This window comes from Tepidimonas ignava, assembly GCF_004342625.1.
GTDB classification, from domain to species: Bacteria; Pseudomonadota; Gammaproteobacteria; order Burkholderiales; family Burkholderiaceae_C; genus Tepidimonas; species Tepidimonas ignava.
In genome coordinates, this window is sequence record NZ_SMAH01000008.1 from 138808 (window position 1) to 145897 (window position 7090).

Annotated in this window: 7 protein-coding genes; all 7 read right to left on the reverse strand. The window is 66.1% G+C overall.

The annotated features are described in order from the left end of the window. Positions 1 to 93 precede the first annotated feature (93 nt). Positions 94 to 1110, reverse strand: a complete 1017-nt coding sequence (gene ilvC / locus EDC36_RS07850) for a ketol-acid reductoisomerase (RefSeq protein WP_132962704.1) — start codon at positions 1108 to 1110, stop codon at positions 94 to 96. Between the two features lie 46 nt (positions 1111 to 1156). Continuing rightward, positions 1157 to 1648 carry an acetolactate synthase small subunit gene (gene ilvN / locus EDC36_RS07855; protein ID WP_132962705.1) on the reverse strand — a complete coding sequence of 164 codons (492 nt, stop codon included), beginning with the start codon at positions 1646 to 1648 and terminating at the stop codon, positions 1157 to 1159. A 132-nt stretch (positions 1649 to 1780) separates the two neighbouring features. Beyond that, positions 1781 to 3550 carry an acetolactate synthase 3 catalytic subunit gene (locus EDC36_RS07860; protein ID WP_132962706.1) on the reverse strand — a complete coding sequence of 590 codons (1770 nt, stop codon included), beginning with the start codon at positions 3548 to 3550 and terminating at the stop codon, positions 1781 to 1783. A gap of 159 nt (positions 3551 to 3709) precedes the next feature. Beyond that, positions 3710 to 4636 (reverse strand): sugar phosphate isomerase/epimerase family protein, encoded by a 927-nt coding sequence (locus EDC36_RS07865; RefSeq protein ID WP_132962707.1) that lies wholly within the window; start codon positions 4634 to 4636, stop codon positions 3710 to 3712. 11 nt (positions 4637 to 4647) lie between these two features. Next, on the reverse strand, positions 4648 to 5562 hold the full coding sequence (locus EDC36_RS07870) for a VOC family protein (protein WP_132962708.1): 915 nt from the start codon (positions 5560 to 5562) through the stop codon (positions 4648 to 4650). Further along, positions 5559 to 6428, reverse strand: a complete 870-nt coding sequence (locus EDC36_RS07875; RefSeq protein ID WP_132962717.1) for a shikimate dehydrogenase family protein — start codon at positions 6426 to 6428, stop codon at positions 5559 to 5561. Before EDC36_RS07875 ends, EDC36_RS07870 begins: the two co-directional genes overlap by 4 nt. A 17-nt stretch (positions 6429 to 6445) precedes the next feature. Continuing rightward, positions 6446 to 7090: TRAP transporter substrate-binding protein DctP (gene dctP / locus EDC36_RS07880; protein ID WP_165902835.1), on the reverse strand; the 645-nt coding region annotated here is incomplete at its 5' end.

Here is a 7090-nt window from a genome sequence, read left to right on the forward strand (position 1 = left end):
GGCGTGCGGCCCGCCGCAGCCCGCAGTGTAGCGCCAAGCCCGCAGCGCCTCCCGATCCCTGGGTGACGGCTGCGGGCACGGGGGGCGGGCGCGTCAGTTGCGCGACTGGTCGACCAGTTTGTTCTTGGCGATCCAGGGCATCATCGCGCGCAGCTTGGCCCCCACCTGCTCAATGGGGTGCGCGGCCAGGTTGCGGCGACGCGCCGTCATGCTGGGGTAGCCGGTGCGCCCCTCCAGGATGAACATCTTGGCGTAGTCGCCGTTTTGGATGCGCTGCAGCGCCCGTTTCATCGCTTCGCGCGACGCTTCGTTGATGACCTCGGGGCCGGTCACGTACTCGCCAAACTCCGCGTTGTTGGAGATCGAGTAGTTCATGTTGGCGATGCCGCCCTCGTACATGAGGTCCACGATCAGCTTGAGCTCGTGCAGACACTCGAAGTACGCCATCTCGGGCGAGTAGCCGGCTTCAACCAGGGTCTCGAAGCCGGCTTTGACCAGCTCGACGGCACCGCCGCACAGCACGGCCTGTTCGCCAAAGAGGTCGGTCTCGGTTTCTTCCTTGAAGGTCGTCTCGATGATGCCGGCCTTGCCGCCACCGTTGGCCATCGCGTACGACAGCGCCAGGTCGCGCGCCTTGCCGCTGCGGTCCTGGTGCACCGCCACCAGGTGCGGCACGCCGCCGCCTTGCAGGTAGGTGCTGCGCACGGTATGACCCGGCGCCTTGGGCGCCACCATCCACACGTCCAGATCGTCGCGCGGCACGACCTGGTTGTAGTGCACGTTGAAGCCGTGCGCAAACGCCAGCGACGCGCCTTGACGGATGTTGGGCTCGACCTGGGTGCGGTAGACGTCGGCGATTTGCTCGTCGGGCAACAGGATCATCACGACGTCGGCGGCGCGCACGGCGTCGGCCACCTCCATCACGGTCAGGCCGGCTTTTTCGGCCTTGGCCCACGACGGCCCCCCTTTGCGCACCCCCACGATCACCTTGACGCCGCTGTCGTTCAGGTTTTGCGCGTGCGCATGGCCTTGGCTGCCGTAGCCCACGATGGCCACCGTCTTGCCCTTGATCAGGCTGAGGTCACAATCCTTGTCGTAATAGACTTTCATCGGTTCGGTCCTTGGGTTCGGGGTGGAAAAACGTTGGCCGCGGGCGTCACACGCGCAAAATGCGCTCGCCACGGCCGATGCCGCAGGCGCCGGTGCGCACGGTCTCCAGGATCGCGCTGCGGTCGATGGCCTGCAAGAAGGCGTCGCACTTGCTCTGGTCGCCGGTGATTTCGATGGTGTAGCTCTTGTCGGTGACGTCGATGATGCGGCCGCGGAAGATGTCGGCCATGCGCTTCATCTCCTCACGCTCCTTGCCCACCGCGCGCACCTTGACCAGCATCAGCTCGCGCTCGGTGTAGGCGCCTTCGGTCAGGTCGACCACCTTGACCACTTCGATCAGGCGGTTGAGGTGCTTGGTGATTTGCTCAATGACGTCGTCCGAGCCGGTGGTCAGGATCGTCATGCGCGACAGCGACGGATCCTCGGTGGGGGCCACGGTCAACGATTCGATGTTGTAGCCTCGTGCTGAAAACAGCCCGACCACGCGCGACAGCGCCCCGGCTTCGTTTTCCAGCAAAACGGCGATGATGTGTTTCATGGTGTGGGATTCCTCTTTTCGCCCGCCCTCCCCGCAGCCCGGTAAGGCTGCAGCTTGGCGGGCAATAGATTCCTCGCGATGATCCGGCCGCCCCGCCGCGCCGCGCGGCGCCGCCAAGGCGGCCACGGCGCATCACAGGTCTTCGCTGCCCAGCAGCATTTCGGTGATGCCCTTGCCGGCTTGCACCATCGGCCAGACGTTTTCGGTCGGGTCGGTGCGAAAGTCGATGAACACCGTGCGGTCTTTGAGCTTGCGCGCCTCGCGCAGCGCCGGCTCGACGTCCTGCGGACGCTCAACCAACATGCCCACGTGGCCATACGCCTCGGCCAGCTTGACGAAGTTGGGCAACGCGTCCATGTACGAGTGGCTGTAGCGGCCCGAGTACTCGATCTCCTGCCACTGCCGCACCATGCCCAGGTAGCGGTTGTTGAGCGACAGAATCTTGATCGGGGTGTTGTACTGCAGGCAGGTGGACAGTTCCTGGATGCACATCTGCACCGAGCCTTCGCCGGTGACGCAAAACACCTCCGACTGCGGCCGCGCCATTTTGATGCCCATCGCGTAGGGGATGCCCACCCCCATCGTGCCCAGCCCGCCGGAGTTGATCCAGCGCCGTGGTTGATCGAAGCGGTAAAACTGCGCCGCCCACATCTGGTGCTGCCCCACGTCGGAGGTGATGTAGACGTCGTCGTCCTTGGTCATCTTCCACAGCGTCTCGATCACGTACTGCGGCTTGATGACCTCGGTGTTGTCGCGGTCGTACCGGAGGCAGTCGCGCGCACGCCACCCCTCGATCGTGGCCCACCACTCGGCCAGCGCGCGCTCGTCCGGGCGGCGGCCGGCCTCGCGCAGCATCGCGATCAGCTCGGTCAAGACTTCCTTGACGTCACCGACGATGGGCACATCCACCTTGACGCGCTTGGAGATGCTGGACGGGTCGATGTCGATGTGGATGATCTTGCGCTCGACCTGCGCGAAGTGCTTCGGGTTGCCGATGACGCGGTCGTCGAAGCGCGCCCCCACCGCCAGCAGCACGTCGCAGTGCTGCATGGCGTTGTTGGCCTCGTAGGTGCCGTGCATGCCCAGCATGCCCAGAAAGCGCCGGTCGGAGGCGGGAAAGGCGCCCAGCCCCATCAGCGTGTTGGTGACCGGGTAGTTGAGCAGGTCGACCAGCTCGCGCAGCTCGGCCACCGCGTTGCCCAGGATCACGCCGCCGCCGGTGTAGATGTAGGGCCGCTTGGCGCTGAGCAGCAGTTGCAGCGCTTTGCGGATCTGTCCGCCGTGGCCCTTGCGCACGGGGTTGTACGAACGCATCGTGACCGACTCCGGGTAGCCGGTGTAGAGCGTCTTTTTGAACGACACGTCCTTGGGGATGTCGACCACCACCGGGCCAGGGCGACCGGTGCGCGCGATGTGAAAGGCCTTTTTGACGGTCAGCGCCAGGTCACGCACATCCTTGACCAGGAAGTTGTGCTTGACAATGGGGCGCGTGATGCCCACCGTGTCGCACTCCTGGAAGGCGTCTTGCCCGATGGCGTGCGTGGGCACGTTGCCGGTGATGATGACCATCGGGATCGAATCCATGTACGCGGTGGCGATGCCCGTGACCGCGTTGGTGACCCCAGGCCCGCTGGTGACCAGCGCCACGCCGACGTTGCCCGTGGCGCGCGCGTAGCCATCCGCCGCATGCACGGCGGCTTGTTCGTGACGCACCAGGATGTGTTGGATGCCCTCTTGGCGGTACAGCGCGTCGTAGATGTACAGCACCGCCCCACCGGGGTAGCCCCAGACGTATTCGACACCTTCGGCTTGCAGGCAGCGCACCAGGATATCGGCGCCCATCAGCTCTTCGCCATGGGTGGCCGCCGCGGCCGAGGCCAGTTCGGGTTGGGAGATTTTCATGATGTTGAACCTTGCAGTGTTTTCTCTGACGAAAAACTTCCGGTGCCCCTCGGCAGTCGCGCCCTTGTGAGGCGGCTTCGGGACTTAGGACCCAACGGCCATGGCGGATACACCGCCGACCGGGGCCCGTTTCGGGCGACATGGGTGATGACCCGCCGATTATGGCATCAAATGGGCGTGTTCGGTGCGTCGCGCACCCCAGCGCCACGGTGAACGCCATGGCGCATCGACGTGCAACACATCCTCGGCCAGCCATTGCGCAGCCCGGCGGCCGCGCGCCGCCACGTACGTTGGGGGCAGTTGCTGGTAGTCGTCGTTGAACACTTCAAAACTGTAGTCACCCCGGTACCCCAGCCGGTGCAGCCGCAACACCAGTTGGGCCAGTTGTTCACTGTGCACCCCTTCGCCGGGGAACACGCGGAACGTGCGCGCGGTGCTGATGCGCTCTTCCGGCGTGCGCACTTCCTGCCACATGAAATCGGACAGTTGCACAAGAAAAATGCGTTGGGGATCGAGCTCGTCCACCCACTCCAGGGGCGTCTGGGTCGCGAAGATGTGGTACGAGTCCAGCCCCAAACCCAGGTTGGGGCAGTCGGCGCGGCTGACCACATCCCAGGCGGTGGTGAACTCGCGCACGTACCGTCCCCAGGACAGCGCCTCGTACGCGATGCGTATGCCCAGCGGCACCGCCATGATGGCCAGCTTGCGCAGGTCGCGCGCCCAGTGCTCCATGTCGGCGCTGGCGTGCGCTGAGGTGGACGAGCACACCAGCAGCACCTCGGCGCCCACTTCGGCGGCCATCTCCAGCATCGTCTGGGCCACCCCCACTTTGTACGGGTGCAGGTGCCCGCTCAAGCCCTCGAAATCGCGCAGCACCTGCAACCCCGTGGGGCGCAAACCGCTGGCGCGCACGGCGCGCGCGGCGGCACGCCAGCCGTCAGGGTGGTGGCTCAGGTCGCTGGCCTTGAGCATCACCTGCGAAAACCCCGCCGCGGCAATAGCCTCCAGTTTGGCCTGCAAGGGGCCCGCCAGCGTCGTGGTGTCCATGCCAAAGCGGGCAATGCCGGGGTCGTGCAACGGTTGCATGGCCATACGCGTCACCCCTGGCGTTGGCTGTGCACCAGTTCAAACACCACCGACCCGAGGTAGGTGCGCGTAATGGCCCCGCGCGGCTCGGTGTGCGCGGCGGAAGTTTCGACAAACTCCACGCCCCGCGCACGCAGCAGTCGAACCGCCTCCAGCACATCCGGCACCCCCAGCCCGATGCGCTGCAAGCGCTCGTCGCTGTCGAGCACGTTGGGATCAGGCTCCACCAGTTGCAGCATGAAGCTTTGCGTCGGCGCATGCCCGGGCACCTGCATCAGCTTGCCTTTGGGCATGATGCCGTAGCGCTGCTCGTCGGGGATCAGCGTGGCGCCGAGCAGCTCCTGGTAGAACTCGATCCAGTCGTGGGTACGCCCCAGCCCGACGTACTGCACGACGCCAAAAAAATGCATGCCCGCCAACGCTGGCGGATGGCGCGACACCCCCGGCATCGACACGAAGTCAATGTCGTAAATGGAAAACTCGCGCCAGCGGTCGACGAAATAGAGCCGGCTACCGCCGACGCCGTGGATGGCGGGAATGTTGAGCTCCATGACCTGCGCGTGCGGCGGCACCGGCCACGCACCGCGTTGCTGCAAACGTTCAAACGCGGCACGGGCATCGCGCACACGCAACCCCAGGGCAGCAATGACGGGCCGACCGCCGGCCCCGAGTTGCGCAGCGCGCGCCTCGTCAAGGTGAGCGTTGACCACCACGTTGAGTTCGCCTTGGCGGTACAGCGTCACCTCGCGCGAGCGGTGGCGCGCCACCGCCACAAAGCCCATCAGCTCCAGCACTTGGCCCAGCGCCTGCGGCTGGTGGGTGGCGTACTCGATGAACTCCAACCCTTCCAGGCCCAGCGGGTTGGCTTCGTCGGCCCAATCGGCCAGCCCAGGTTCGCGGGGCGGCAGGTGCAGCAAATCGCTCATGATGCCTCCTGTGCCTCGGCGGGCAGTGCCGCCGCGTCTTGCCCGGCCACGCGGCGCAGGGTGTCGGGGGTGGTGGTCGGCAACCCAAAAAATTCGAGGTACGCAGGGATTTGCTCGTACAGCATGTCCGCACCCACCTGGATGCGGCAGCCGCGCGCCAGCGCCGCGCGCAACAACGGCGTGATGTCGGCGCGCAGCACCACCTCCCCCACCAGGGTGCCGGGCTGCAAGCGCGACACATCCAGCGGCAGCGGATCGCCCTCGTGCATGCCCAGCGGCGTGGCGTTGACGACGATGTCCAGGCCGGACGGGTCAGGGTCGGCACAGAGCACCTGCGTGTTGGGGTAGTGCTGCGCCAGCCGCCGGGCCAGGGCTTGGGCTGCCCCCGCGCGCACGTCGTGCACGCGCACCTGTGCCACGCCCGCAGCGGCCAGCGCGGCGGCGATGGCGCTGCCGACCCCGCCACAGCCGACCACCAGCGCACGCGCCCCCTGCACCGTCACCCCTTTGCGCAGCAACCCGCGCACAAAGCCCACGCCGTCGAACAGGTCACCCACCAGACGGCCATCGGCGTCGCGGCGCACCGCGTTGCACGCCCCGGCCACCTGCACCGCGGGACTGACCACGTCCAGCAGTTCCACCGTGCGCACCTTGTGCGGCATCGTCACCAGCGCGCCGCGCACGTTGTCCAACGCGAAGATGCTGCGCAACAGCACCGGGTACGGCTCGGGACGGCATGCCAACGGCACCACCACCACGTTGGCACCGATCGACTCGAAGTACGGGTTGTAGATCAGCGGCGACTTGAAGGTGTGGGTGGGGTAGCCGATGTGGACGATCAGCTCGGTCAGGCCGTCGATGCGCATGGTGACGAACTCCTGGCTCACTTGCGCAGCTTGTCCAGCTCGGCCTGCAAGGCGGCCACCGTGGCCTCGCCCACCGCGGCGGTGTGCTTGGCGATGACGGGCTTCATGCGCTCGCGCATTTTGGCCACCTCGGCGGCGGGCAGCTCGCTGACCTGCATGCCGGCTTTTTTGAGGTTATCCAGCGTGCTGTCGACCGACGCGCGGGCCTGCTGGCGTTGAAACTTGGCCGATTCCAGCGCCGCTTCTTGCAAAATGCGGCGGTCGTCGGCGCTGAGGCTGTCCCAGAACTTTTTGCTCACCACCACCGACTGCGGGTTGTACTGGTGGTAGGTCAGCGTCAGGTACTTTTGCACTTCGTAAAACTTGGCACCCCAGATCGTGGCCACAGGGTTTTCCTGCCCATCGACCGCGCGCTGCTCCAGCGCGGCGTACAGCTCAGGAAATGGCAGCGGCGTCGGGTTGGCCCCCAGCGCCGACACCCAGTCAACATTGATGGGGTTGGGAATGACACGCAGCTTCAGGCCGGCAATGTCCTCCACCTTGGTGATCGGACGGCGGTTGTTGGTAGTCGTCCCTGAAAAATTCATTTTCACGCCGCCCGCAGCCGCAGCAGCGGCGGGTTGGCGACGCGAGTCTCGGTTGGCCGCAGCCGGACGAGCCAG